The organism is Streptomyces sp. NPDC001410, assembly GCF_042895235.1.
GTDB lineage: Bacteria > Actinomycetota > Actinomycetes > Streptomycetales > Streptomycetaceae > Streptomyces.
The window spans coordinates 41,824-64,915 of sequence record NZ_JBIAWE010000003.1; the positions used below are offsets into that span (position 1 = coordinate 41,824).

The following is a 23,092-nucleotide window of genomic DNA, read 5'->3' on the forward strand; positions in this document are numbered from 1 at the left end:
CGGTGGCTCCTCGGTGTCACAGGTGGTAGGCGTACTCGGTGAACTCCCAGTCGGTGACGAACCGTTGGAAGCGCTCGACCTCGTTGCGCTTGTAGGAGAGGAAGGACGTGGTGAAGTCCTTGCCGAGGATCTCGGCCAGGGCGGTGTCCGCCTCCAGCGCGTCCAGGGCATCGGACAGGGTCGTCGGCAGCAGTGCCGACCTGGCGGTGTCGTAGCCGTAGCCCTCCAGCGGGGCGGGGGGCTCCTCACCGGCCAGGACGCCCAGCAGGGCGGCGGCGATCGTGCCGGCGACGGCGAGGTACGGGTTGGCGCTCGCGTCGCCCAGCCGCAGCTCCAGGCGGGCGCCGCTGCCGCGCTCAGGCGGGATGCGGACCATGGCGCTGCGGTTGTCCAGCCCCCAGTCGATCAGCCAGGGAGCGAGGGTGTCCGGGCCGAAGCGCTTGTACGAGTTCACCGTCGGGTTGAGCAGCGCGGCGAGCGCCGGGGCGTGGGCGAGGACACCGGCCACGGCGTGGCGGGCGGTGGCGGACAGGCCGTACGGGCCCGAGGCGTCGTCGAAGGCGTTGCGGCCGTCGGCGTCGTCGCAGGACAGGTGCAGATGGAAGCCGGAACCGCCGGAGTCGTTGAACGGCTTGGCCATGAAGGTGGCCAGCCTGCCCTCCCGGCGGGCCAGCTCCTTGATTGCGGCCTTGAAGCGGAAGGAGCGGTCGGCTGCCGACAGGGCGTCCGAATGGATCAGGTTGATCTCGAACTGACCGCCGTCGAACTCGTGGTTCCCGCTGATCACCCCGACGTTCAGATCGCGCACCTGACGCAGGGTGCGCAGCAGGTGGTTGTCGGGGTCGGCGCGCAGGCCTGCGGTGTACACCACACCGGGGTCGCGGGCGTAGCGGCGCCAGCCTCCGGCGGGGTCCGGTTCGCACAGGTAGTACTCCAGCTCCGGTCCGACGACCGGGCGCAGCCCGTGCTCCCGGCACCGCTCCAGGACCGTGCGCAGCAGGTCGCGGGGCGATTCGGGCGCCGCCGAACCGGTGGCCGGGTCGACGATCTCCGCGAGGCAGGTCGCGACGCCGGGCTCCCACGGCAGCGCGGTCAGCGTGTCGAGGTCCGGTCGTACGGCGATGTCGGGCAGCCCCGCGTCCAGGCCGCCGCTCACCGGGACCACGTCGCCCTGCGGGCTGGTGTGGTAGACGGCCCGGCAGAAGGCCAGCCCGTGCTCCACGGCCCGGGGCAGCTCCGCCAGCAGGACGTCGCGCGCCCGCTCGGTGCCGATCAGATCGGGATAGGTCACCCGGACGACGTCGATGCCGTCGGCGGCGAGCCGGTCCATGTGGCGGCGGACTTCCTGGATGTCATGAGCGCTCACCGTTGTCTCCTGAGGCGGACGTCGGGCACCTCCGGGACGTGCTGTCCGGGAGGCGGGTGGCGTGGCGGAGAAGGCCGGGATGCGGCGGGGGAGGGGCCCGTGCGGGGCGGCTCCCGGACAGCCCCGGGCGTGTTGTTTGAAGCCAAACGGTAGGCAGCGTCATGCCGGACCGCAAGGTTTGCGCGCCAAGAATTTATCCATCCGGATAGGTATTGACCAGGGGGTGGCGCCTGCCTACCTTGTTTGAAGCCAAACGAGTTCGGGGTGCGGTCATCGCACTCCGTTGGCCGGGGCCCGTCCTGAGCCGGACGGGCCCCGCTTCTCTCCCTTCACTCCGCTTCGACGCCCTCACCCTCAGGAGGACCGGCCATGAAGGTCGTCGTCGACATGAACAAGTGCCAGGACCACGGCCAGTGCGTCTTCGCGGCACCCGACGTCTTCCAGCTCGACACCGACGGGCGCCTCGCCTACGTCAGCGACCCCGACGACGCCCTGTGCGACGAGGTCGAGGAAGCCGCCGACGTCTGCCCGCTCCAGGCCATCCGGATCGAGGACTGACCCATGAGCGGTCGCATCCTCGTCGCCGGCGCCTCCATGGCCGGCCTGCGCGCCGCCGAACAACTGCGTGCGGCCGGCTGGACCGGGGCGATCACCCTCGTCGGGGACGAGCCCCACATGCCCTACAACCGCCCGCCGCTCTCCAAGGAGGTCCTCGCGGGCAGGGCGCCCTTCGAATCGCTGGCCTTCCGCCCCCGGGCGAGCGTCGCCGACGTCGAGTGGCGCCTCGGCCGCAGGGCCGTCGCGGCCCGGCTCGACGAGCGGACCGTGCAGCTCGACGGCGGCGAGGTGCTCCCGTACGACGGACTGGTCGTCGCCACCGGCATGCGGCCCCGCCGGCTGCGCTGCCCCGGCCCGCTCACCGGCCGCCACACGGTCCGCACCCTCGCCGACGCCCAGGGCCTGCGCGAGGCGCTGACCCGGCCCGGCACCCGGGTGGTCGTGGTCGGCGCCGGGTTCATCGGCTGCGAGGTCGCCGCCACCGCCGTCGGACTCGGCGTCGCCGAGGTGACCGTCGTCGACCCGCTGCCCCTGCCCATGGTCGGCCCGCTCGGCGAGCTGCTCGCCCGGTCACTGCTGCAACGGCACGAGGCGCGGGGCGTACGGTTCCGGCTCGGCACCGGCGTCCAGGGCTTCGAGGGCGATCGAACGGTCACCGGCGTGGTGCTGGACGACGGCTCGGTCGTACCGGCGGACGTCGTGGTCGAATCGGTCGGTTCGATCGCCAACACCGAGTGGCTGGACGGGAACGGCCTCGACCTGACCGACGGCGTCCGCACGGACGGGCTGCTGCGGGTCGGCGGCCGCCCGGAGGTCGTGGCCGTCGGTGACGTCGCCCGCTTCCCCAACGCCCGCTACGACGGCGTGCCGCGCCGGGTCGAGCACTGGTCCATCCCCACGGACACCGCGAAGCAGGCCGCGAAGGCCCTCGTCGCCCATCTCGTCGGCGGTGAGCCGGAGCCGGCGCCGTTCGCGCCGCTGCCCACCTTCTGGAGCGACCAGCACGACTTCCGGCTGCAGTCCTTCGGCGCGCCCGCGCTCGGCCTCGCCGACATCCGGGTCCTCGACGGCGACACCGACGGCGACGTCCTCGCCGGCTACCACCGCGACGGCCGCCTGGTCGGCGTCGTCGCGCTCGGCGGCCCCGGCGTCGCGTCCGCCGCCGCCCGCTACCGCGCCGAACTGCTGAAGCAGCCCGCCCTCACCACGTAAGGAGCCTCAAGTGACCAGTGTCCGCGGTTACTTCCACCCCAAGACGGCGACGGGTGCCTCGTCGCTGATCCCCTCGCCGCCCTGGCACTACTCCGGTGACCTGCTCACCGTCGAATACCGCACGGATCCCGCGCGGGTGCGTGAACTGCTCCCCGAGCCACTGGAGTTGGCCGACGAGGACCCGGGCGCCGTCGCCCTGATCTGGGCCGACTGGCAGTCCTGCTCCCAGTCGGGCTCGGAGCTGCTCGATCCGGTGCTGTCGCAGTACAAGGAGGCCTTCGCGGTCGTCCGGTGCAAGTACCGGCGGCGGACGTACTCGCGGTGCGTGTACATCTGGGTGGACAAGGACTTCGCGATCGCGCGGGGGCTGCACCAGGGGTATCCGAAGAAGCTCGGGTCCATTCACCAGACGCGGCCGCATTTGTACGGGCCCGCTCCGCGGATCGAGGCGGGGGCGCGGTTCGGGGCGACGCTCGCGGTTGCCGACCGGCGGTTGGCGCAGGTGGTTGTGACCTTGAGGGAGCCTGCCGACACCAACGGGTTCGTCAACGCCCACCCCATGGCCCACCATCGCTGGCTGCCCTCGATCGAGAAGGGCAAGGGGCTGGCGTTGGACGAGCTGATCGAGTCGGGGGCTGCTTCCTTCGAGGGTGGGCAACCGTGGGTCGGGGATGCGGAGTTGGAGCTGTTCGAGGCGCCTACGGAGGAGTTGGCGCGGCTGGAGATTCGTGAGCCGATCGCTGCGTACTACCGGCAGGTCGGTGTGGTTTGGGACGGCGGTCGGCTGCTCGAAGCCGGTACGTCGGGGGCGTCTGCCGAGTGAGGTTCCCGGTCGGCTGCGGGCTCGTCGTGGCTGGTCGCGCAGTTCCCCGCGCCCCTGAGTTGGCTGCACATCCCCTCTCTTCAATGGAGCCCTTCTCATGCCTGACAAAATCACCGTCGCCGGAATCACCGTCGACACCCGGCACTGGATCGGCGGCAGGCGCGTCGCCTCCCGCGACACCTTCACCGACCACTCGCCCATCGACGGCACCGCCCTCGGCGAGGTCGCCCGCGGCGGCCCCGCCGAAGCCGAAGCCGCCATTGCCGCCGCCAAGGCCGCCTTCCCCGCCTGGGCCGCCACCTCCCGTGCCGAGCGGGCCCGGATCCTGCACGCCATCGCCGGCGGTGTCGAGAAGCGGATCGAAGAGCTGGCCGTCGTGGAGACCGCCGACAACGGTGCTCTGCTCCGGTCCCACCGCCGGGGCGTCATGCCTCGCGTCGCGCACAACTTCCGGTTCTTCGCGGACTGGCTGCTCCAGCTCGACCACGAGGGCTTCGAGACGCGGGGGCACAGCAACCACGTCAGTTGGGACCCGGCGGGCCCCTGTGTGCTGATCACGCCGTGGAACGCCCCGTTGATGCTGGCCACCTGGAAGGTCGCCCCGGCTCTCGCTGCCGGCAACACCGTGGTTCTGAAGCCCGCCGAGTGGTCTCCGCTGACCGCCTCGCTGCTCGCCGACATCGCCGCCGAGGCGGGGCTGCCGGCCGGAGTGCTGAATGTTGTGCAGGGGTACGGTGTCGAGATCGGTGACGCGCTCACCTCGCACCCGGACGTGCGTCGGATCAGCTTCACCGGTTCCGTGCCGACCGCTCGCCGTATCGCCGCCTCGGCCGCCGCCAACCTCACCCCGCTCAGCTTTGAACTCGGCGGCAAGTCGCCGCTGTTGGTGTTCGCGGACGCCGACCTCGACCTCGCCGTCGACCTCGCGGTGGAGCAGTACGACAACGCCGGCCAGGTGTGCCTCGCCGCAACGCGGATCCTCGTCGAGGAGTCGGTCGCCGAGGAGTTCACCCGGCGCTTCGTGGAGAAGGCCGGACGGCTTTCGCAGGGGGATCCGCGTGACGAGGGCACCGACATCGGGCCCAACATCCACCCCCGCCAGCTGGCGAAGATCGACGCTTTCGTGCGGCGGGCGATCGAGGCGGGCGCCCGTGCCGTCATCGGCGGGCACCCGCAGGGCGGCCAGTACTACGCGCCGACGCTCCTCACCGACGTCGCCCAGGACTCGGAGATCGTGCAGGAGGAGGTCTTCGGGCCCGTCCTGACCCTGCAGACCTTCGCCACCGAGGACGAGGCCGTCCGCCTAGCCAACGACACCCGCTTCGGGCTCGCCGCCACCGTCGCCACGGGCGACCGTGCGCGCTCCGAGCGCGTCACCGCGCAGCTCGTCGCCGGCACCGTCTGGGTCAACTGCTTCTTCGTACGCGACCTGCAGGCACCCTTCGGCGGCTCCCGCCTCTCCGGTGTGGGACGCGAGGGCGGGACCTGGAGCTTCGACTTCTACTGCGACCTGAAGAACACCGTCACCGCCCCGAAGGGATGGAAGGACCATGGGTGAGATCGTCGGGGCGGGGCTGCTCGCCCACGTCCCCACCATCGTGCTGCCGGAGGCCGACCGGCTGGAGCTGAACGAGGGCAAGGAGATCACCCTCGTCACCGGCCTGGAGCGGCTCCGCAGGGACGTCTTCGAGCGGGACGACTACGACACCGTCGTGGTCCTCGACTCGCACTGGGCGACCACCGTCGAGTTCGTCGTCACCGCCCAGCAGCGCCGGGCCGGGCTCTTCACCTCGGAGGAGTTGCCGCGCGGCATGTGCCGGATGCCGTACGACTTTCCCGGCGATCCCGAACTCGCGCAGAACATCGCCTCGTTCGCCGGCAAGCACGGCACCTGGATCACTGCGATCGACGACGATTACCTGCCGATCTACTACGCCACGCTCAACCTCTGGAAGTTCCTCGGCGAGGGGCTTCCGGGCAAGCGGTGGGTGACCGTCGGCGTCTGCCAGACCGGTGACATGGAGGACCATCTGCGGCTCGGGCGGGCCCTGGCCGACGGTATCGCCGCCACTCCGGGGCGCCGGGTACTGCTCATCGCCTCCGGTGCGCTCTCGCACACCTTCTGGCCGCTGCGCGAGCTGCGCGACCACGAGGCCAGTGACCCGGTGCACATCCGCACGCCTGAGGCCCGGGAGGCGGACCACGAGCGCATCGAGTGGTTCAAGGAGGGCCGCCACGACAAGGTCCTCGACACCATGGACGAGTTCTGGAGGTTCAAGCCCGAGGCGAAGTTCTTCCACTACCTGATGATGGCCGGTGCCCTCGGCGAGCAGGCCTGCGTCGCGAGGGCCCGCCAGTACGGGGAGTACGAGAACTCCGTCGGCACCGGCCAGGTGCACCTCTGGTTCGACCGCCCGGCCGCCGGCTGGACCGGCACCGGCCGGCCCGCCGCACCGTCCCCGCGCACCCCGCACAGCCGCGTCTAGTCGTATCCAGGAGCCCTCATGCCCGAATACCGCCGCATCCTCCTCGACGGTGCCGCCGTCCAGGTCATTGTCGACGAAGACGAACTCGTCGCCGGTGACGGCCGCCGCGTCAAGATCGAGGACGCCACGCACCTGCCCCCGGTGGTCCCCCCCAAGGTCATCGCCGTCCATCTCAACCACCGCAGCCGCGTGGAGGAGTTCCGCATCGAACTCCCGGACACACCGACCTACTTCCACAAGCCGACCTCCTCCCTCAACTCCCACCGGGGCGCGATCGTCCGCCCCGAGGGGTGCAAGTGGCTCAACTACGAGGGTGAGGTGGCGATTGTCATCGGGCGGACGGCCCGTAACATCCCGCCCGCCGAGGCGGGGGAGTACATCGCGGGCTACACGGTCGCCAACGACTACGGCCTGCACGACTTCCGGGACACCGACGCGGGCTCCATGCTCCGGGTCAAGGGCTCCGACACGCTGTGCCCGCTGGGCCCGGGCCTGGTCACGGACTGGGACTTCCACGGCAAGCGGCTGCGGACCTACGTCAACGGCGAGGTCGTCCAGGACGGTTCGACCGACGAGATGAAGTGGGACATGCACTACCTCGTCGCCGACATCGCCCGCACGATCACCCTGTACCCCGGTGACGTGCTGCTGTCCGGCACCCCCGCCAACTCGCGGCCCGTGCGGCCCGGCGACGTCGTGGAGGTGGAGGTCGAGGGCCTCGGCCGGCTCACCAACCACGTCGTCACCGGACCCACCCCGGTCCGGACCGACGTCGGCGCGCAGCCCACCGAGTCCGAGGAGGTGCTGTCCACCGCGCTGGGCGGCGACTGGGAGTTCCGCGGCGTCCGGCCGCCGCGGCGGTGAACCGCGGACCCTGCGCGGCGCGGGCCGCGGGTAGGGTCACCGCCATGACCGAATCCGCCGGGACCTCGCAGGAACGCCGCCCGCCCTCCCGCAAGCGGCTCGGTTACGGCGAGGGCCGTGAGGCGCTGCTCAGGGCCGCCGTGCGGGTCGTCGGGCGCAGGGGTCTGCGGCACCTGACCTACCGGGCGGTCGCCGAGGAGGCGGGCGTCACCCACGGTCTGGTCGTACACCACTTCGGGTCCCGGGACGCGCTGATCGAGGAGTCCCTGGCCTACGCGATCCGCACCAGCCTGAGCAGCAGCCTCCTGGAACCCGGCACCGGTCGCCCCGAGGACTTCGTCGCCGGTCTCACGGACATGGTGGAGCAGGACGCGGACGGGCAGGCGTACCAGTACGAGCTATTGCTGGAGGCCCGCCGCCGCCCCGAGCTGCTGCCGCAGGTGCGTGAGCTGTACGCCGAGTACTTCGGTGCCTCGCAGCGCGAGCTGGACCGGATCCTGCCGCCCGGGGCGAGCCCGGCCTTCAACCGGCTGGTCTTCGCCGCCCTGGACGGTCTCGTCCTGCACCAGCTGACCGGCATCGCCGACCGCGCGGACACCGAGGCCTGCCTCGCCGAGCTGCGGTCCCTCCTGCGCGACCTGGGCGAGCGGCCCCCGGACGGCGACTGAGCGTACCCGGTAGGGACCCTCCGTCGCGGTTGCGGCGAGGGTTTCTCATGCGATCCCACAGGCGGTTTCCGGACAGTAAATTCCCCGCCCGGACCCTTGTCAGATGGATAGTTCCGGCCCACCATGAGGCAACTCGTTTGGCTCAAAACAAAACCTCCCTCCCCTCCTCAGCAGGTGATCCGAGTGGACAGTCAGACGGTCGACGCAGCGCCCCGGGCCGGAGAGGCCCCACAGCCCGCAGGAACCCTCAAGCGCAACGCCCTGGGAGTCCTGGGCATCCTCTTCTTCGTCCTCTCCGCCCAGGCGCCGCTCACCGGCATCGCCGGCGCCGTCCCGATCGCCGTCGCCGTCGGCAACGGACCCGGGGCCCCGGCCGCGTACGCCGTCGCCGGCGGGGTGATCCTGCTGTTCTCGGTGGGATTCGTGGCCATGGGCCGGCACGTGGTGAACGCGGGCGCCTTCTACACGTACATCGGCAAGGGCCTCGGCCGGACCACGGGCAGCGGCAGCGCCGCCGTGGCACTCTTCGCCTACTGCACGGTCCAGGCCGCGATGTACGGCCTGTACGGCTTCACGGTCGCCGGCCTGGTCGAGCACTACGCCGGCGCGCACCTCGCCTGGTGGGTGTGGGCCCTGGTGACCATGGCCGTCGTCCAGGCGCTCGGCGCCGCCGGCATCGAGATCGGCGCCAAGGTGCTCGCCGTGTTCGTGCTGGCCGAGTTCAGCATCCTGCTCGCCTTCGCCCTCGTCACCCTCTTCAAGGGCGGCGGCCCCGAGGGCCTCGGCGTCGTCGACACCTTCGCCCCGAGTGCCGTCCTGCAGGGCGCCCCGGGCGTGGCCCTGATGTTCGCCGTCGCGTCCATGTTCGGCTTCGAGGCCACCGCGATCTACGGCGAGGAGGCCCGCCATCCGCACCGGACGGTGCCCCGGGCGACCTACCTGTCGGTCGCCGTGGTGACCGGCTTCTTCGCCTTCACCTCGTGGATGCTCGTCTCCTCGTACGGCGCCACGAAGGTCACCGGGGCGGCGGGCGAGGCCCTGGCGGGCGGCGACGCCACCGTGTTCGTCTTCGCGCCCATCGCGCGGCTCTTCGGCGGCTGGGCGGGCGACGTGCTGCCCGTCCTGCTGGGCACCTCCCTGTTCGCCGGCATCCTCGCCTTCCACAACTCCGCCAACCGCTACCTGTTCTCCCTCAGCCGCGAGGGCCTGCTGCCCCGCGGGCTGCGCTCGCTCAACAAGCGGCACTCGCCGTGGGCGGCGGGCATCGTGCAGACGGCGATCGCGGTGCTGCTGGTGATCCCGTTCGCCCTCGCGGGCAAGGACCCGGTCCTCACCCTCTTCTCCTGGCTCAGCGGCGTCGGCGTCCTCGCCTGCATGCTCCTGTACTTCCTGACCTCGGTCTCCGTGATCGTCTTCTTCCGCCGCGAGCGCCTCGACACCCGGCGCTGGAACACCCTGATCGCCCCGTCCCTCGGCGCCCTCGGCATCGCCGCCGTGATCTGGGTGGTCCTCGCCAACTTCACGACCCTCATCGGCGGCGACGCCACCACCGCCACCTGGCTCGTCGCGGCCGTCCCCGCGGTGCTGCTCCTGGGCGCCGGGACCGCGCGCATGGTCCACTCCCGGACCGCCGAGGACCGCTGACGCACCCCGCCGGGCCCGGCTCCGTCAGGGGCCGGGCCCCCGACCCTGGACAGGAACACCATGCTGGACGTCACCCATGACGAACTGCTGCGCCGGGCCAAGACCCTCGACCTGCCCGCGCTGCACCACATCGACGGGACCGACGAACCCGGGGGAGGCGCGACCTTCGCCGTCGTCTCACCCCGCGACGGACAGACCCTCACCGAAGTCGCCGACGCGCGGCAGGCCGAGGTCGACCACGCCGTCGCCGCCGCCCGCCGCGCCTTCGACGCAGGACCGTGGCCGCGCCTGGCACCCGCCGAACGCGGCCGCGTGCTGCTCCGCATCGCCGAACTCCTCGAAGAACAGCGGGAGAAGCTCGCCCTCACCGTCACCCTGGAGATGGGCAAGCCGATCACCGACGCGTACGCCGTCGAACTGCGCGCCGCGATCAACACCTTCCGCTGGTACGGTCAGCTGGCCGACAAGCTCACCGACGAGTCCCCGCACACCGCCCCCGACGCCCTCGCTCTCGTCACCCGCGAACCGGCGGGCGTGGTCGGCGCGGTCGTCCCCTGGAACTTCCCGCTCACGCTGGCGAGTTGGAAGGTGGCCCCGGCACTCGCGGCCGGCTGCACGGTCGTCCTGAAGCCGTCCGAGTCGTCCCCGCTGTCGGCGCTGCTGCTGGGCCGGATCGGCACGGAGGCCGGACTGCCCCCGGGTGTGCTCAACGTCGTCACCGGCGACGGCCCCACCGCGGGCCGCGCGATCGGCCTGCACCCGGACGTCGATGTCCTCGCCTTCACCGGTTCCACCGCCGTCGGCCGCCACTTCCTGCGCTACTCCGCCGACTCCAACCTCAAGCGGGTCTGGCTCGAACTCGGCGGCAAGTCACCCAACATCATCCTGCCCGACGCACCCGACCTCGACAGCGCGGCAGCCACCGCGGCCTGGGGGATCTTCTTCAACCAGGGCGAGATGTGTACCGCGCCCTCCCGGCTCCTCGTGCACTCCTCGATCGCCGAGCGCGTCACCGAGGCTGTCGTACGAAGGGCCCGGGCGCTGCGCGTCGGCGACCCGCTCGACCCCGCAACCGAGATGGGCGCCCTCGTCGGCGAGGCCCACCTGGACCGCGTCCTGGACCACGTCACCACCGCCGGCGCCGAGGGCGCCCGCCTGCGCACCGGCGGGGCCCGCACCCTCGCCGAGACCGGCGGCAGCTACCTCAGCCCCACCGTCTTCGACCGTGTCGGCCCCGGGATGTGGCTGGCCCGCGAGGAGATCTTCGGCCCGGTGCTCTCCGTCCTCACCTTCGACGACCTCGACGAGGCGGTACGGCTCGCCAACGCCACCGAGTACGGCCTCGCCGCGGGCCTGTGGACCTCCGACCTGTCCACAGCCCACCGGGTCTCCCGCGCGCTGAAGGCGGGCACGGTGTGGGTCAACTGCTACGAGGAGGGCGACCTGACCGTGCCCTTCGGCGGCATGAAGCAGTCCGGCAACGGCCGCGACAAGTCCGCGCACGCCCTGGAGAAGTACACCGAACTCAAGACGACCTGGATCCAGCTGTGACCCACCGCCCGCTGATCGCCGTACCCGCCCGCTTCTCCGCCACCACCTCCGCCCTGCGGTACGCCGCCGAGGTCAACGCCCGCGCCCTGATCGAGGCCGTGTGGCGGGCCGGCGGGGAGCCCGCGAGCATCCACCCCGCCGAGAGCGACGTCGCCGCCCGGCTCGCCCGCTTCGACGGCGTCCTGCTCCCCGGCGGCGGCGACCTCGCCCCGCACCGCTACGGCGCCGCCACCACCCACGACAGCGTCTACGACGTCGACGAACTCCAGGACGCCTTCGACCTCCAGGTCGCCCGCCACGCCCTGGACCTGGGCCTGCCCCTGCTGGCCGTCTGCCGGGGACTGCAGGTCGTCAACGTGGCCCTCGGCGGCAGCCTGGAACAGGACATGGGCGGCCCGGAACACGAACACCGGCACCTCGTGCACCCGGTACGGATCCGGCGCGGCACCCTGCTCGAAGAAGCCACCGGCGCGGAGAAGGCGGACGCCTCCTGCTACCACCACCAGCGAGTGGACCGCCCGGGCCAGGGCCTGACCGTCACGGCCACCGCCGCCGACGGCACCGTCGAAGGACTCGAACTCCCGGGCGCGCAGGGCTGGTTCACCGCCGTGCAGTGGCACCCCGAGGACACGGCGCACGAAGACCCCGCCCAGCAGGGCCTGTTCGACGCCCTGGTGAGCGCCGCACGTACCCGCCGCTGACCGCCGGTCAGTTCCTGGCGCGCCGCCCACTGCGGCGGGGCGCCGGCTCGGCTCCGCCGAGCAGGTCCCGGCGGCGCTCCTCGCCGTGCTCCTCGACCTGAAGGACGACCCGCCGCAGCCCCTGTGCGAGGCTGCGGCACTCGGCGTCGCTCAGATCGGCGGTGACGAACGCCTCCTCCTCGTTGAACTGCGGGAACACCCGCTGCATCAGGTCCTCGCCCTTGTCGGTGAGGCTCAGCAGCACCAGCCGCCCGTCGTCCGGATGCCCGGCCCGGCCAAGGAGCCCGCGCGACTCCAGCGTGCGCGCGACTCCGGTGAGCGTGCCCTTGGAGATCCCGGCCTCCTCCGCCACGTGCCGGGTCTCCGACTCGCCCCACACCCACACCACCCACAGCACGACGAACGCCGTCCAGGTCAGGTCGGAGTCGCGCAGTACCGAGTTCTCCAGGTGCTGCCGCACCGCGGCGGCGGCCCGGTAGATGTTGGCCACGGCCGCCATCTGCTCCCGGCGGATCGGGATGCCGCCGAGCTTCGCCGACGCGAGCCGTTCGGCTTCGGTGATGGATCGCTGGCCGGGCACGGGCGCTCCTCGGGTCGCTGAGCGGGACACCCACGGCCGGGTCCCGGCCACGGGAGATCGTTCGGCCTCAAATTGTACGGAGAACCGGGCCGGGGACGGGAGCGGCCACCCCTGGACGTAACCTTTCTGCACCCCAGCAGTCCGAGGAGATCCGCATGTCCGCCGCACGTCCCCGCGTCCTCTACGTCACCGACCTGGCGTACCCGGCCAGCGGGCGCCGCTACGGCGACGAGGACGTCTTCCTGACCTCGCGGCTGCGTGAGCGCTTCGACCTCGCCCTGTGTCATCCGCTGGACGCGGCCGCGCTGATGGACGCCTACGACGTGGTCGTCGTCCGCAACAGCGGGCCCGTCCTCGGCTACCAGAAGGAGTACGACGCCTTCCGCGCGCGTGCGCTGGACAGCGGGGCGCTGGTGTACAACCCGCTCAGCGGCAAGGCGGACATGGCCGGCAAGCAGTACCTGCTCGACCTGAGCGCCGCCGGTTTCCCGGTCATCCCCACCGTCGACCGTGCCGAGGACCTGCACAGGCTGCCGGCGGCCGAGCGCTACGTCGTCAAGCCCAAGATCGGCGCCGACTCCCTCGGCCTGCGGATCCTGCCCGCCGACGGCCTCGCCGGCCTCGCCGACGGCACCGTCCTCGTCCAGCCGTGCGTCGACTTCGCCTACGAGGTGTCCTTCTACTTCGTCGACGACGACTTCCAGTACGCCCTCCACGCACCCGACCCGGCGCGCCGCTGGGAACTGCGACCGTACGCCGCCACCGCCGCCGACCTGGAGTTCGCCCGCCACTTCATCGACTGGAACGGCCTCGGCCACGGCATCCAGCGCGTCGACGCCTGCCGCACGCCGGACGGCGAGCTGCTGCTGGTCGAGCTGGAGGACCTCAACCCCTACCTGTCCCTGGACGCCCTCCCGGAGGAGGCCCGGGACGCCTTCGTCACCGCGCTGACAGCGTCCCTGAGCCGGTTCGTCCAGGGGGCCCTCACCCCAGCCTGACGGTGATCCGCTGCGTCGCGCCCGCCGTCGCGGTCAGATCCCCGAAGGCCAGGGTCAGCGCGGAGCCGGTCGTCGCCGAGGCGACCGTGGCCGGCGCGGACACCACCACCGCGACCGGCCGCCGCCAGGTCAGGGCCAGACTCGCACGCAACGTCGCGAACTCGTCCGCGGCCGCGAACGCCTGGGAGCCGAGCCCCAGGGCGACAGCGGTGTCCGTGGAAGCGGTCAGGAAACCACGGCGTGACCAAGGAGCCGTCATGACGGCGGCTCCTAGCATGCACTCGCTCAAACGCCCAATGCTTCTTACCGAGTTGAGTGTTTCGATCGTCTGGGGGAGAGGGGTGGGGCTGAACGGGTGCGGCGTGTGCGCCGTATCTCAGCACGGGGACCGCGGATCCCGTACGCACGGGACGGAAGGAGAACAGGGTGCCGACACCGTCCGACCCTGAACAGCCGCACCCCGGACCGGTCCTCGAACCCGTCCGCGTCGTGCGACTGCGCCGCTTCGACGCCCTCGCGGAGCTGATGCGCGAGATGCTCCCGGAGCGGGAGACGTTCGAGACCTTCGAGTCCTTCGGCACGGCACCCCCACCCGGTGCCGGCACGCCCCGGACATCCGCCACCGAGGACGACACCCAGGAGCTGCCCCACTTCCCGGCCGCCTCGCAGCCCCGGCCGAACGGCACCGGCCGCTCGGCCCCGGGGCTCCGCCGTGCCGCCGTCGCCGTGGCGGTCGGAGCGGCCGCGGTGGTCGGCTTCGGCTGCGCCCTCCTGCTCCCCACGCGGCAGGAGGCAGACGCGAGCCCACAGCCGTCCCACACCACCACGACCACACCGACGACCACCGCTCCGGCCGCGCCCGCCACCACCCCGGCCGCCGACCCCGACGGCGCGGGCACCCTCCGGCAGGGCGACACCGGCCCCGAGGTCGCCGAGCTGCAGCAGCGCCTGCTGCGGGTGCCCGACGTCTACCGGGACGGCTCGACCGACGGCACCTACGATGCCGTCCTCACGGAGGCCGTGGCCCGCTTCCAGCTCTGGTACGGCATCAGTGGCGACGAGACCGGCGTCTACGGCAACGACACGCGCCGCGCACTGGAATCCCGGATGAGCTTCGACGGCAGTGGCTGAGCTGCCGGGCTCGAACACCGGGCAACGCCTCGGAAAAACATCGTGGACGACCGGCCGGCAGGCCCCACCATGGGCTCACCCTGCGGCCTGCCGCCGGGCGCACCTCGCACCACGACCGAAGGCCACGCCGATGACCGGCTCCCGTATCCCGGGCCTGCTCCTGCCCGCCGTCTTCCTGCTGGCCCTGGCCGTAGGCGTCCTCTGGTACTGGCGACACCGCAACGACGACTGACGACACGGTGACGAGTGGCGACAGAGTGACGACCGACGACGGCCGGCGACGTGCTTCAGCGGGGCATGCCGCGGGCTGCCAGCGCCTCACTGACCGCGCGGACACTGCGCGCGATGTGCTGCAGCTGAAGCACCTCGGCCGCGTACAGCTTGATCGTGTGCTCGATGACCGACTCGGGCAGACCGAGGACGGGCAGCTCGGCCCGCGCGGTCTGCAGGGCCGTCCGGGCCACCCGGATCTCCTGCTGGACCTGGATCTGCGCGTGCCGGGCGAGCAGGACGGGGTGCCGGATCAGCGCCGGGTAGCTGGCGTAGCGCGCAGGGACCAGCTCGCGCAGCCACTTGGCCGCCGAGCGCTCCCAGTCGTAGCTGCCGGGCATCTTGACCTGGCAGGGCCAGTCGGGGCTGAGGCGCGTGGTGGTGGTCACTGACATGAGCATCGCTTCCGGTGTGCGGCGTCGTGAGGGTGGTCCGACGGTTTGGGGCGGCCCCGGCCTAGGGGATGACCGGGGCCGCCACGGGCGCATCGCCTGGGCGGTGCGCCACCGAACACCCTGATCGCCGACGTGGGTAGGGGACGGCGGCAGAGGGTGTCCGTGCGGGGGCCCCGGGCGCGGAGGACCTGCGCGGCTGGAGTGCTTGCGTGCGCATGGGCGGTCCGTCGGCTTTCTCGGGGCGGTTGTGCGAGCGGTGAGTCCCGCGGGTATGGAACGCGCCCGGAGCCGGCCGGGCGAGATCCGTGAGCAGTATTTATATATACCGACGGGTTTGCAAGACGTATGAAAACATTCATGCGGGATATGCGTTGAATGATCCCCTGACGGCGAAAGATCCCCGTGCGGGGTGCGGGTGACAGGAAGAACTGCGGGAAGGGTCTCCCGCGGGCGGAAGGTTCAGTCCTTCAGGAAGAACTGCTGCTGGTCGGCGACCTGTTCGTACTTCTCCAGGCGGGCCTGCGTGCGCTCCGGATCGGCGTCGGTCATGGCCTGCAGCAGGGCCGCGGCCATCACTCCGGGCGCCGCGTAGGAGTCGAAGACCAGGCGGGAGCCGGTCCCGGTGGCGAAGGTGACGTCGGCCTCGTCGGCCAGCGGACCGAGCGCCAGGTCGGTGATCAGCGCAACCTTCAGGCCCGCCTCGCGCGCGACCCGCAGCGCGGTGAGCGTCTCCTGCGCGTGCCGGGGCATGGCGAACGCCAGCACCCAGGTGCCGCCGGCCTCGCGCGACTGCAGCAGCGCGTCGTAGGCCACGCTGCCGCCGCGCGTCACCAGCCGTACGTCGGGGTGGATGCGGCGGGCGGCATAGCCGAAGTACTCGGCCAGCGACACGGAGATGCGCAGCCCCAGCACGGTCAGCGGGGTGGAGCGGGACAGCGCGCGGCCGACCTGGATCACCCGGTCCGGGTCGGCGAAGTCGCGCCGCATGTTCTCCAGGTTCTGGATCTCGGCGTCGACGGCCGCCTGCAGCTCGTTGGCGCGGTCCACCTCGCCGGGCCCGCCCGCCAGCGTGCTCAGCGCGATCGACTGGAGCTTCTCCCGCAGCGCCGGGTAGCCGCTGAAGCCGACGGCGGCCGCGAAGCGGGTCACGGAGGGCTGGCTGACGCCCACCCGGTCCGCCAGCTCGGTGATCGACAGGAACGCCGCCTCGGTGATGTGCTCGATCAGGTACTGGGCGACGCGGCGCTGGCCCGGGGACAGCCGGGGGCCGTCGAAGAGTTCCCTGAGCTGGGAGGTCGGTGCGGCCCCGGCCTCCGGCGCGGTCTTGCCCGAGGTGATCGCTGATGCCTGGGCGCGTGCCTGCTGCGGCGAGGGCGCCGACCCTTCTTCTTTGTCTCCCACGACCACTCAACATAGCTCACCGACCGTCATGACCAGGGGCTGTAACGGGCAGGCAGGCTCACCGCCGGTACAAGGTGATCGAATGACCCACTTGATCGATTGGACGGCTCGACTCGATCAATTCGGCCAGTCGGCCACGTGCCTTGGCCACCGCGGAGTCCGACACGACGAGCAGTCCGTGTACCCGGCCGGACGGCACCGTGCGCGGATCGGTGGCACGGATGCCGTAGTACGACGGCACACCGCTGCCCTTGTAGACCAGCCACACCCGCTCGCCCGGGTACCGCTGCCGAAGCCGGTCGGCGAGCCGGCCGAGGTCCTGGCCCCAGTCCACGTTGGAGTCGTGCAGCAGCCGGTGGGTGTTGGCCGGCCCGCCGAACGCCTCGTTCGCGTACGGCAGGTAGTACGGGAACGTGCGCAGCGAACTCACCGCCACCCCCAGCACCAGCAGCCCCGTCAGCACACCCGACCAGCGCCATCGCAGCGCGCGCACGCACGCGCCCGCCACCGCGAGGAACACCGGCACGAACAGCGCGTACCGGGTCCCGAAGTCCCGCGAGCCCGTCATCGCCGCCGCCAGCAGCACCGCGGGCGGCAGCAGCAGATACGGCGCGGCGGGCCGCAGCCGTCGCACCGTCAGTACGGCCACGGCACCGGCCGCGCCCAGCGCGAGCAGCCCGAGCGGTGTCTTCACCAGCAGGGCGGCGGGCAGGTAGTACCAGAGCGAGCCCGTGTACAGGTGCCCGAACAGGTAGCCCTGCCAGGGGTAGTCCTCCAGGCCGAACTGCACCCGCATCCCGGCCCGGTACGCCTCCGGCAGCGGCAACAGGTCCGTCACGCGCCCGCGCAGCCCGTGCACGGCCGGCACCGCCTCGGCGGGCGTGAACCGCAGCCGGGGATCGACCGCCAGATACGCGGCCCACACGACGGCGACCGCCACCAGCGCCACGACCGCCGCCCCCGCGAGCCCCAGGAGCACCTTCCGGCGCCGCTCGGCACCCCGCCGGGCGGCCCACACCGACACCACCGCGAGCAGCATCACCACGGGGATCGCGGGCAGCGCGCTCATCTTCGTCGCCACCGCCGCCCCGAGGGCCGCCCCGGAGAGCGGCAGGTGCAACCGGGGCCGGTCCCGGGCCCGCCACACCAGCCAGGCGGACGTCAGCGCGAACCCGGCCGCCGGCAGGTCCAGCGTGGCCAGCGAGCCGTGCGCGATCACGTCCGGCGAGAAGGCGTACAGCGCGAGCGCCGCGAGCCCGCCCGCCGTGCCCGTCAGCTCCTGTGCGAACGCGAACACCACCAGCCCGAACAGCAGGGTCAGCGCGATCACCGGCAGCCGTGCCCACAGCATCAGCCGCCACGGATCGTTGCCCGACTCGTACAGCAGATGCCGGCCCACCTCGCCCTGGGTGCCGGTGTACGACGGGTCGTAGTGCGGGTCGGCCACCGCCACCCCGGCCGCGATCAGCAGCTTGCCGAGCGGCGGGTGTTCGGGGTTGTAGCGCAGCCGGTGCTCATGCACATAGTCGGTGGCCGTGGCCACGTACACGGGTTCGTCGATGGTGGGCGTCTGCCGGACGGCCGTGGTGACCATCGCGGCGGCCGTCTGGGCCAGCAACAGCGCCACCACGAGCGGCACCAGCCACCGCCGCCGGCGGCGCAGTCCGGCGTGCAGACGGTCCCGGGCCGTACTCCGCCGGGGGCTGTCGTCCGTGGGGGCCTCGGCTACGAGGACCTGGGCCGTGTGCTGTGCGCGCGCCATCATCCGCCCCACGGTGGCACCGGCCGTGCGGTGGCGGGAGCGGGAGCGGGCCGGATCATGGCCCTACTGTCGCACCGCTCCCGCCACCGGGGTGTCACCGCTCCACGAGTCGTACCGACAGACCTTCTGCCGTGTACACGGGTACGGCCCGCAGTGCGTCGGAGTTCACCTCCACGCGGTCGAACTGCCCGCGCAGCCGGGGCACGTCGAGGACCGGCAGCGTGCTGCCCGCGGCCGGCGGCCGTTCGGTGTCCAGCCGCAGCGACAGCACGGCCGAACGGCCCAGTACCGCGAGGTGCTTCACGGTCAGCGGCGCCTTGCGGCCCGCGCCCAGGGTGACCTCCAGCGTTCCGGAGTCCTGGGCGTACCCGCCACGCACCCGCAGCCGCTCGTCGATCCGCAGGGTGCCGCCCGAGACTCGCACGTCCCCGTGGCCGAGGGCGTCCTCGGAACCGGCCGTCAGCGCACCGGACTCCAGCACCGACCCGCCCGTGTACCGGTTGCGGCCGGTCAGCGTCAGCGTGCCGGTGCCCCGCTTGGTCAGGCCGCCGCACCCGTCGATGTCGTTGCGCCAGCTGTCGGCCGCCGAGAAGCCGCCGGCGGCGGCGTCCAGGGTGACGGCGACGTCGGAGTCGAAGGCGCCGTAGCCGTCGGCGGCGGCGAACAGGTTCAGCCGCCCCCACTGCTCGACGCCGTCGAGCAGCACGTACCCGGCGGGCAGCCCGGTGGTGCGCAGCACCTCGCGGCGCTGGTCCGCGTCCAGGTACGGCAGCCGGGTCTCCAGCAGCACCTCGGCGCCCTTCGGCACGGTCAGCGGCGCGCCGCGGCCCTGCCGGGTCAGCACGTACGTCAGCCGGGGCCGGACCGAGCGGGCGTTGGCGTCCCGGTCGCCGTACGGGTCGGTGTCCGGGTGCGCGTAGGCGTACAGGGTGTCGGCGGTGGTGCCGGTCTGCACGGTGAAGTAGGCGAGGGCCTGGGCGCGGGCGGCGGCCTTCAGCCCGGCGTTGGCCGGGTCGGCGAGGGTGGCCGCGGCCAGTGCGGTGGCCATGACGCGGCCGCCGATGACGTCGACGGTGTTGTGCATGCCCGCCACGATCCGGGTGTGGCTCAGCTCGAAGGCGCGTGTCACCAGCTCCTGGAACCGCTCGGGCACCGCGTACGCGTAGGCGAGCGCGGCCAGGTGGAAGGCGTTGGTGTGGCCGCTCGGGAAGCCGCCGTCGTCGGCCGCGGAGGTGCCGCGCTGGCGCAGCAACTGCGGGGCGACCACCACGTCGGACTCGTACACCGGGTAGCCGAGCGCGTCCTTCGCGCCGGTGTCGACGACCTCGCTGTCCTCGTTCATGCGCCACGGACGCGGGTACTGGTAGGCGTACTTGGCCGGGTTGCCGGAGGCGTACGGGCCGCGCACGGTGTCGACCAGTTCGGCGACCTTGCCGAGCGCGGAGTCGTGGGCGCCCGCGCCGAGCGCCGAGCCGGCCGGGGCGTTCGCGGGCACCGTGTCGCTGACGGTGGTCGCCGGAGTGCCGTCGGGCGCGCCGGTGATCGAGGTGACCGCCTTGGCGCCCGCCCGGTAGAAGTCGGCCAGCGGGCCGAGGCCGGCGATCATCGCGTAGCTCTGGTGCTGGCGGTCGTAGACGAACGCCTCCTTCGCCTGCGCGTCGGTGCGCTCGGTGGTGATCCGGGCACAGTAGAGCATGTTGGCGCGCAGCACCTCGGGGCGCAGCGGGGTGCCGGAGTTCCAGGCCGAGCCGGTCTTCCACACCTGGGCGAAACCGCCGAGGATCCGGACCACCGCGTTGGTCTCGGGGGTGAGGTTGGCGAGGACGTTGGTCCGGTAGTCGTCGACGAACGCGGCGGGGGCGGTCGCGGCCTCGGCGTCGGCGGCGGACAGCCACGCGGCGAAGGTCGGGGCGGCGAGCACACCCGCCGACGCGCCCAGCGAGGTCTTGAGGAAGCCGCGTCGGCCCAGGGCGGTTCCACGGGCCGGCGAGGAGGAGCGGAGCCCGGCGGGTGACGGCATACGTGTGCCTCTCTTGAGTTCTTCGGCCGGACGGCGGCCGGGGAGTGGCCCACGGGACCACCCGGCGCGCACGGGCAGGACGCCCGGCCGCGATGTGCCGGATTGTGCGATCCCGTGGGAAAGAAGTTGAACGAGTGAATATCTAGGGCGGGGTCGTGTCCCGTCGGGGAGTCCCCGGCGACGAGGGCATGTGCGGCAGGTGAACGCGGGGCGCGCCGTTCACAGGATCGAACGCGCCAGCGCCACCGCCCCGTTGACGGGCGGCACCCGCAGCGGACGCGGCCGTGCTCCGGGCAGGGCGTCGGCGAGCGCGGCGGTGAAGGCGTCGAACAGGAGCGGCTGGGCGAGGACGGTGCTGCCCGCGACCACCACGTCGTCCACGGCGAGGCCGCGGTCGGCGAGCCGGACGACGAGCGTGGCGAGGGAGCGGCCCCCGGCGGCTATCACCTCGTGGGCGAGCCGGGAACCCGCCTCGGCGGCCGAGAAGAGGGCCGGGGCGTGCCGGCCCCACTCGGCGGAGACGTCCGTGGCGCTCTCCAACGCCGCGCCGAGCGCGGGCACTTCGGGCACCTCGAACGCGGCGAGCAGCGCGTCGGCCAGCGCGTCGGGTGCCGCGCCGCGGTCGTGGGCGGCCCAGCAGGCCCGCGCGGCCTCCCGGACCAGCCCGGCCGAGCCGCCCTCGTCGCCGAGGACCGCGCCCCAGCCGCCGACCTGCACCGGCGTGCCGTCGGCCGCGTGGCCGACCGCGACCGAGCCGGTGCCCGCGACCAGACCGACCCCCTTCGCCAGCCCGGCGGCGGGGACGAGGAGTTCGGCGTCGCCGACGATCAGCGCGGGCGCGTCCAGGACGTCGCCCAGGGCGGCCCGGATCGCGGCGCACTGGCGCGGGGTCTCGCAGGCGTGCCCGCCCACGGCGAGGGCGGCCGGACGGAGACCGGCCGGCAGGACGTCGTCGAGCAGCGCGGCCAGCCAGGCCGCGGCGGCAGCCGGGGCGTGCGGCCGCCAGCCGCTGCTGGAACGGACATGGTCGGCGACCAGCTCGCTTCCGGCCAGAGCCCGGAGACGGGTCTTGGTGCCGCCCACGTCGATTCCGACCACGAGGGGATACGGAACGTCCTGCACGGATCCTCTTTCGTCGTCCGCAGGGAGCTGCGCTGCAGGAGCCGTGCTCCCTGGTGCTGTGCTGCGACGGCGGGTGAACCGCGCCTGGATGAACGGCTGCAGAAGGTGTCGGGAAGCCCCGGGACGGGCTTCGGGGGCGGCCACGGCAGGCGAGTACCGTGAGTTCGTTAGGAAATTAACTAACGAAGTAGAGTGCGTCAAGAGGCACGCCATCCCAGCGCCCCTCACCAGCAGACTGCGGCCCGAATCTGGGGGAGAGCATGATCCTGAGCGAGAGCGCCCGCGCGGTGTTCGCCGTCCTGGCCACGGCCGGCTCCGCCACCCGCCCCCGGCTGGCGGCCGACGCGGGCCTGTCGAAACCGACGGTCTCCGCAGCCGTGGCCGAGCTGGAGGCCGCGGGGCTCGCCGCCCACTCCGGTACGGCCTCCGGCGGCGTCGGCCGCACCGCCGCCGTCTACCGTCTGGGCCCGGCCGCCGGGACCGTGCTCGCCGTGGACCTCGGCCCCGCCCACACCCGGGTACGCGGCTGCGCCCTCGACGGCAGCCTGCTCGCCGAGGCCACCACCTCCCGGGCCGATGCCGCCGACGCCGTGCGCGAGACCCTCGTCGCGCTGCCCGCCGACGCCCCGCTGCGCACCATCGTCGTCGCCGTCGGCGACGTCACCGCACAGGACCGGGAGGGCACCGGCATGCGGCCCGCGACCGCCAAGGCCGGGCCCGCCTACGACGCGATGGCCGTCGCGCTGCCGCCCGGTGTCCCCGTCCACCTCGAGAACAACGTGAACTGCGCCGCGCTCGCCGAGCTGCACGAGGGCGCCGCCCGCGGCCGCCACACCTTCGGCTATCTGCGGATCGGCGTGGGCATCGGCCTCGGCATCGTCGTCGGCGGCCGGGTGCTGCGCGGAGCCAACGGCGCCGCGGGCGAGCTGGCCCGGCTGCCCTACCCCTGGGACGACGACCGCGAGCCGCGCCGCGAGGCCCTGGAGGAGTACGTCGGTGCGCACTCCCTGCTGCACCGGGCCGCCAAGGCCTGGCAGTCCGCCGACGGCCCCTGCCCCCGCACCACCGAGCAGCTCTTCGCCCTCGCCGCCGAGGGCCGGGCGACGGCTCGCGCCGTCGTCGCCCGCCATGCCGCCGACGTGGGCCGGCTCGCCGCCGCCGTGGCTGCCGTGCTGGACCCCGGGCTGATCGTGCTCGGCGGCAGCACCGGCGCGGACCCGCAGCTCCTGCCCGGTGTCCGGGCCGAACTGGAGCGGCTGAGCTGGCCCACCGAGGTGGTCAGCAGCACGGTCGGGGACCTCGGCACCGTCACCGGCGCGGCCGGGCTCGCGGTCGCACGAGGAGTCCAAACCGTGACCGAGGCCGTGCGGGCGAAGGATTGACGGCCTCCGACTCGGTCTGCCAATGTCCGGACAAGCGCTTTCTAAGCCGGGCGGGACCCCGGCTCAGGGGTGGGCGTCCCGACCGTACGCGACGTACGGCAGCCACGCGAGGGCGTGCTCGCTGGGCAACGGCCGTCAGGGCCGGGGACCCGCACCCG

21 protein-coding genes are annotated in these 23,092 nt (G+C 72.7%); 13 read left to right on the top strand and 8 right to left on the bottom strand.

Going from position 1 to position 23,092, the window contains the following annotated elements:
- Window positions 1–16: 16 nt before the first annotated feature.
- Window positions 17–1,366 (bottom strand): glutamine synthetase family protein, encoded by a 1,350-nt coding sequence (locus ACFY3C_RS06820; protein WP_390769983.1) that lies wholly within the window; start codon window positions 1,364–1,366, stop codon window positions 17–19.
- Window positions 1,367–1,735: 369 nt separating this feature from the next.
- Between ACFY3C_RS06820 and ACFY3C_RS06825 the strand changes: the two genes are divergently transcribed.
- The 10 genes from ACFY3C_RS06825 (at window position 1,736) to ACFY3C_RS06870 (ending at window position 11,873) form a co-directional block, all read left to right on the top strand.
- Entirely contained in the window at window positions 1,736–1,924 is a 189-nt protein-coding gene (locus ACFY3C_RS06825; RefSeq protein ID WP_390769984.1) for a ferredoxin, read from the top strand.
- Window positions 1,925–1,927: 3 nt separating this feature from the next.
- Window positions 1,928–3,136: an NAD(P)/FAD-dependent oxidoreductase gene (locus tag ACFY3C_RS06830; protein WP_390769985.1), complete on the top strand. Its 1,209-nt coding sequence runs from the start codon at window positions 1,928–1,930 to the stop codon at window positions 3,134–3,136.
- A 10-nt stretch (window positions 3,137–3,146) separates the two neighbouring features.
- Window positions 3,147–3,959 (top strand): acetoacetate decarboxylase family protein, encoded by an 813-nt coding sequence (locus tag ACFY3C_RS06835; RefSeq protein ID WP_390769986.1) that lies wholly within the window; start codon window positions 3,147–3,149, stop codon window positions 3,957–3,959.
- Window positions 3,960–4,056: 97 nt separating this feature from the next.
- On the top strand, window positions 4,057–5,517 hold the full coding sequence (locus ACFY3C_RS06840; protein ID WP_390769987.1) for an aldehyde dehydrogenase: 1,461 nt from the start codon (window positions 4,057–4,059) through the stop codon (window positions 5,515–5,517).
- A complete protein-coding gene (locus tag ACFY3C_RS06845) occupies window positions 5,510–6,445 on the top strand; it encodes a 3,4-dihydroxyphenylacetate 2,3-dioxygenase (RefSeq protein WP_390769988.1) in 936 nt (311 codons plus the stop codon). Before ACFY3C_RS06840 ends, ACFY3C_RS06845 begins: the two co-directional genes overlap by 8 nt.
- Before the next feature lie 18 nt (window positions 6,446–6,463).
- On the top strand, window positions 6,464–7,309 hold the full coding sequence (locus ACFY3C_RS06850; protein ID WP_390769989.1) for a fumarylacetoacetate hydrolase family protein: 846 nt from the start codon (window positions 6,464–6,466) through the stop codon (window positions 7,307–7,309).
- Window positions 7,310–7,353: 44 nt separating this feature from the next.
- Window positions 7,354–7,977 carry a TetR/AcrR family transcriptional regulator gene (locus ACFY3C_RS06855; RefSeq protein ID WP_390769990.1) on the top strand — a complete coding sequence of 208 codons (624 nt, stop codon included), beginning with the start codon at window positions 7,354–7,356 and terminating at the stop codon, window positions 7,975–7,977.
- A gap of 183 nt (window positions 7,978–8,160) precedes the next feature.
- Window positions 8,161–9,621: an APC family permease gene (locus ACFY3C_RS06860; RefSeq protein WP_390769991.1), complete on the top strand. Its 1,461-nt coding sequence runs from the start codon at window positions 8,161–8,163 to the stop codon at window positions 9,619–9,621.
- A 60-nt stretch (window positions 9,622–9,681) separates the two neighbouring features.
- Complete coding sequence (locus ACFY3C_RS06865; RefSeq protein WP_390769992.1) at window positions 9,682–11,172, top strand: aldehyde dehydrogenase; 1,491 nt, start codon at window positions 9,682–9,684, stop codon at window positions 11,170–11,172.
- Window positions 11,169–11,873, top strand: a complete 705-nt coding sequence (locus ACFY3C_RS06870) for a gamma-glutamyl-gamma-aminobutyrate hydrolase family protein (protein WP_390769993.1) — start codon at window positions 11,169–11,171, stop codon at window positions 11,871–11,873. Before ACFY3C_RS06865 ends, ACFY3C_RS06870 begins: the two co-directional genes overlap by 4 nt.
- Before the next feature lie 7 nt (window positions 11,874–11,880).
- Here the strand turns inward: ACFY3C_RS06870 and ACFY3C_RS06875 are convergent, their stop codons facing one another.
- On the bottom strand, window positions 11,881–12,453 hold the full coding sequence (locus ACFY3C_RS06875; protein ID WP_390769994.1) for a MarR family winged helix-turn-helix transcriptional regulator: 573 nt from the start codon (window positions 12,451–12,453) through the stop codon (window positions 11,881–11,883).
- A gap of 155 nt (window positions 12,454–12,608) precedes the next feature.
- On the opposite strand from ACFY3C_RS06875, the gene ACFY3C_RS06880 reads away from it, so the two are divergent.
- The gene (locus ACFY3C_RS06880) at window positions 12,609–13,451 is read left to right on the top strand and encodes a hypothetical protein (RefSeq protein ID WP_390769995.1); all 843 of its coding nucleotides are present in this window, start codon (window positions 12,609–12,611) and stop codon (window positions 13,449–13,451) included.
- Here the strand turns inward: ACFY3C_RS06880 and ACFY3C_RS06885 are convergent.
- Window positions 13,438–13,710 (bottom strand): twin-arginine translocation signal domain-containing protein, encoded by a 273-nt coding sequence (locus tag ACFY3C_RS06885; protein ID WP_390769996.1) that lies wholly within the window; start codon window positions 13,708–13,710, stop codon window positions 13,438–13,440. The two genes, ACFY3C_RS06880 and ACFY3C_RS06885, sit on opposite strands and share 14 nt — an antisense overlap.
- Before the next feature lie 167 nt (window positions 13,711–13,877).
- On the opposite strand from ACFY3C_RS06885, the gene ACFY3C_RS06890 reads away from it, so the two are divergent.
- Complete coding sequence (locus tag ACFY3C_RS06890) at window positions 13,878–14,582, top strand: peptidoglycan-binding protein (RefSeq protein WP_390769997.1); 705 nt, start codon at window positions 13,878–13,880, stop codon at window positions 14,580–14,582.
- Between the two features lie 287 nt (window positions 14,583–14,869).
- Here ACFY3C_RS06890 and ACFY3C_RS06895 read toward each other — a convergent pair whose 3' ends face one another.
- The 5 genes from ACFY3C_RS06895 to ACFY3C_RS06915 form a co-directional block, all read right to left on the bottom strand.
- Entirely contained in the window at window positions 14,870–15,247 is a 378-nt protein-coding gene (locus ACFY3C_RS06895) for a hypothetical protein (protein WP_386577489.1), read from the bottom strand.
- A 459-nt stretch (window positions 15,248–15,706) separates the two neighbouring features.
- Entirely contained in the window at window positions 15,707–16,654 is a 948-nt protein-coding gene (locus ACFY3C_RS06900; RefSeq protein ID WP_389172670.1) for a MurR/RpiR family transcriptional regulator, read from the bottom strand.
- A 52-nt stretch (window positions 16,655–16,706) separates the two neighbouring features.
- A complete protein-coding gene (locus tag ACFY3C_RS06905) occupies window positions 16,707–18,413 on the bottom strand; it encodes an ArnT family glycosyltransferase (RefSeq protein ID WP_390769998.1) in 1,707 nt (568 codons plus the stop codon).
- 91 nt (window positions 18,414–18,504) lie between these two features.
- A complete protein-coding gene (locus ACFY3C_RS06910; RefSeq protein WP_390769999.1) occupies window positions 18,505–20,430 on the bottom strand; it encodes a phosphatase PAP2 family protein in 1,926 nt (641 codons plus the stop codon).
- Window positions 20,431–20,649: 219 nt separating this feature from the next.
- Complete coding sequence (locus ACFY3C_RS06915; RefSeq protein ID WP_390770000.1) at window positions 20,650–21,552, bottom strand: N-acetylglucosamine kinase; 903 nt, start codon at window positions 21,550–21,552, stop codon at window positions 20,650–20,652.
- A 260-nt stretch (window positions 21,553–21,812) separates the two neighbouring features.
- Here ACFY3C_RS06915 and ACFY3C_RS06920 point away from each other — a divergent pair, with 260 nt between their 5' ends.
- On the top strand, window positions 21,813–22,934 hold the full coding sequence (locus ACFY3C_RS06920) for an ROK family protein (protein ID WP_390770001.1): 1,122 nt from the start codon (window positions 21,813–21,815) through the stop codon (window positions 22,932–22,934).
- The last annotated feature ends 158 nt before the right edge of the window (window positions 22,935–23,092 follow it).

Excerpts from the sequence above, each read along its gene's own strand:
- ACFY3C_RS06825 (WP_390769984.1), top strand. The coding sequence starts at position 1,736 with ATGAAGGTCGTCGTCGACATGAACAAGTGCCAGGACCACGGCCAGTGC.
- ACFY3C_RS06830 (WP_390769985.1), top strand. The coding sequence starts at position 1,928 with ATGAGCGGTCGCATCCTCGTCGCCGGCGCCTCCATGGCCGGCCTGCGC.
- ACFY3C_RS06840 (WP_390769987.1), top strand. The coding sequence starts at position 4,057 with ATGCCTGACAAAATCACCGTCGCCGGAATCACCGTCGACACCCGGCAC.
- ACFY3C_RS06845 (WP_390769988.1), top strand. The coding sequence starts at position 5,510 with ATGGGTGAGATCGTCGGGGCGGGGCTGCTCGCCCACGTCCCCACCATC.
- ACFY3C_RS06850 (WP_390769989.1), top strand. The coding sequence starts at position 6,464 with ATGCCCGAATACCGCCGCATCCTCCTCGACGGTGCCGCCGTCCAGGTC.
- ACFY3C_RS06855 (WP_390769990.1), top strand. The coding sequence starts at position 7,354 with ATGACCGAATCCGCCGGGACCTCGCAGGAACGCCGCCCGCCCTCCCGC.
- ACFY3C_RS06865 (WP_390769992.1), top strand. The coding sequence starts at position 9,682 with ATGCTGGACGTCACCCATGACGAACTGCTGCGCCGGGCCAAGACCCTC.
- ACFY3C_RS06880 (WP_390769995.1), top strand. The coding sequence starts at position 12,609 with ATGTCCGCCGCACGTCCCCGCGTCCTCTACGTCACCGACCTGGCGTAC.
- ACFY3C_RS06885 (WP_390769996.1), bottom strand. The coding sequence starts at position 13,710 with ATGACGGCTCCTTGGTCACGCCGTGGTTTCCTGACCGCTTCCACGGAC.
- ACFY3C_RS06895 (WP_386577489.1), bottom strand. The coding sequence starts at position 15,247 with ATGTCAGTGACCACCACCACGCGCCTCAGCCCCGACTGGCCCTGCCAG.
- ACFY3C_RS06905 (WP_390769998.1), bottom strand. The coding sequence starts at position 18,413 with ATGATGGCGCGCGCACAGCACACGGCCCAGGTCCTCGTAGCCGAGGCC.
- ACFY3C_RS06910 (WP_390769999.1), bottom strand. The coding sequence starts at position 20,430 with ATGCCGTCACCCGCCGGGCTCCGCTCCTCCTCGCCGGCCCGTGGAACC.
- ACFY3C_RS06920 (WP_390770001.1), top strand. The coding sequence starts at position 21,813 with ATGATCCTGAGCGAGAGCGCCCGCGCGGTGTTCGCCGTCCTGGCCACG.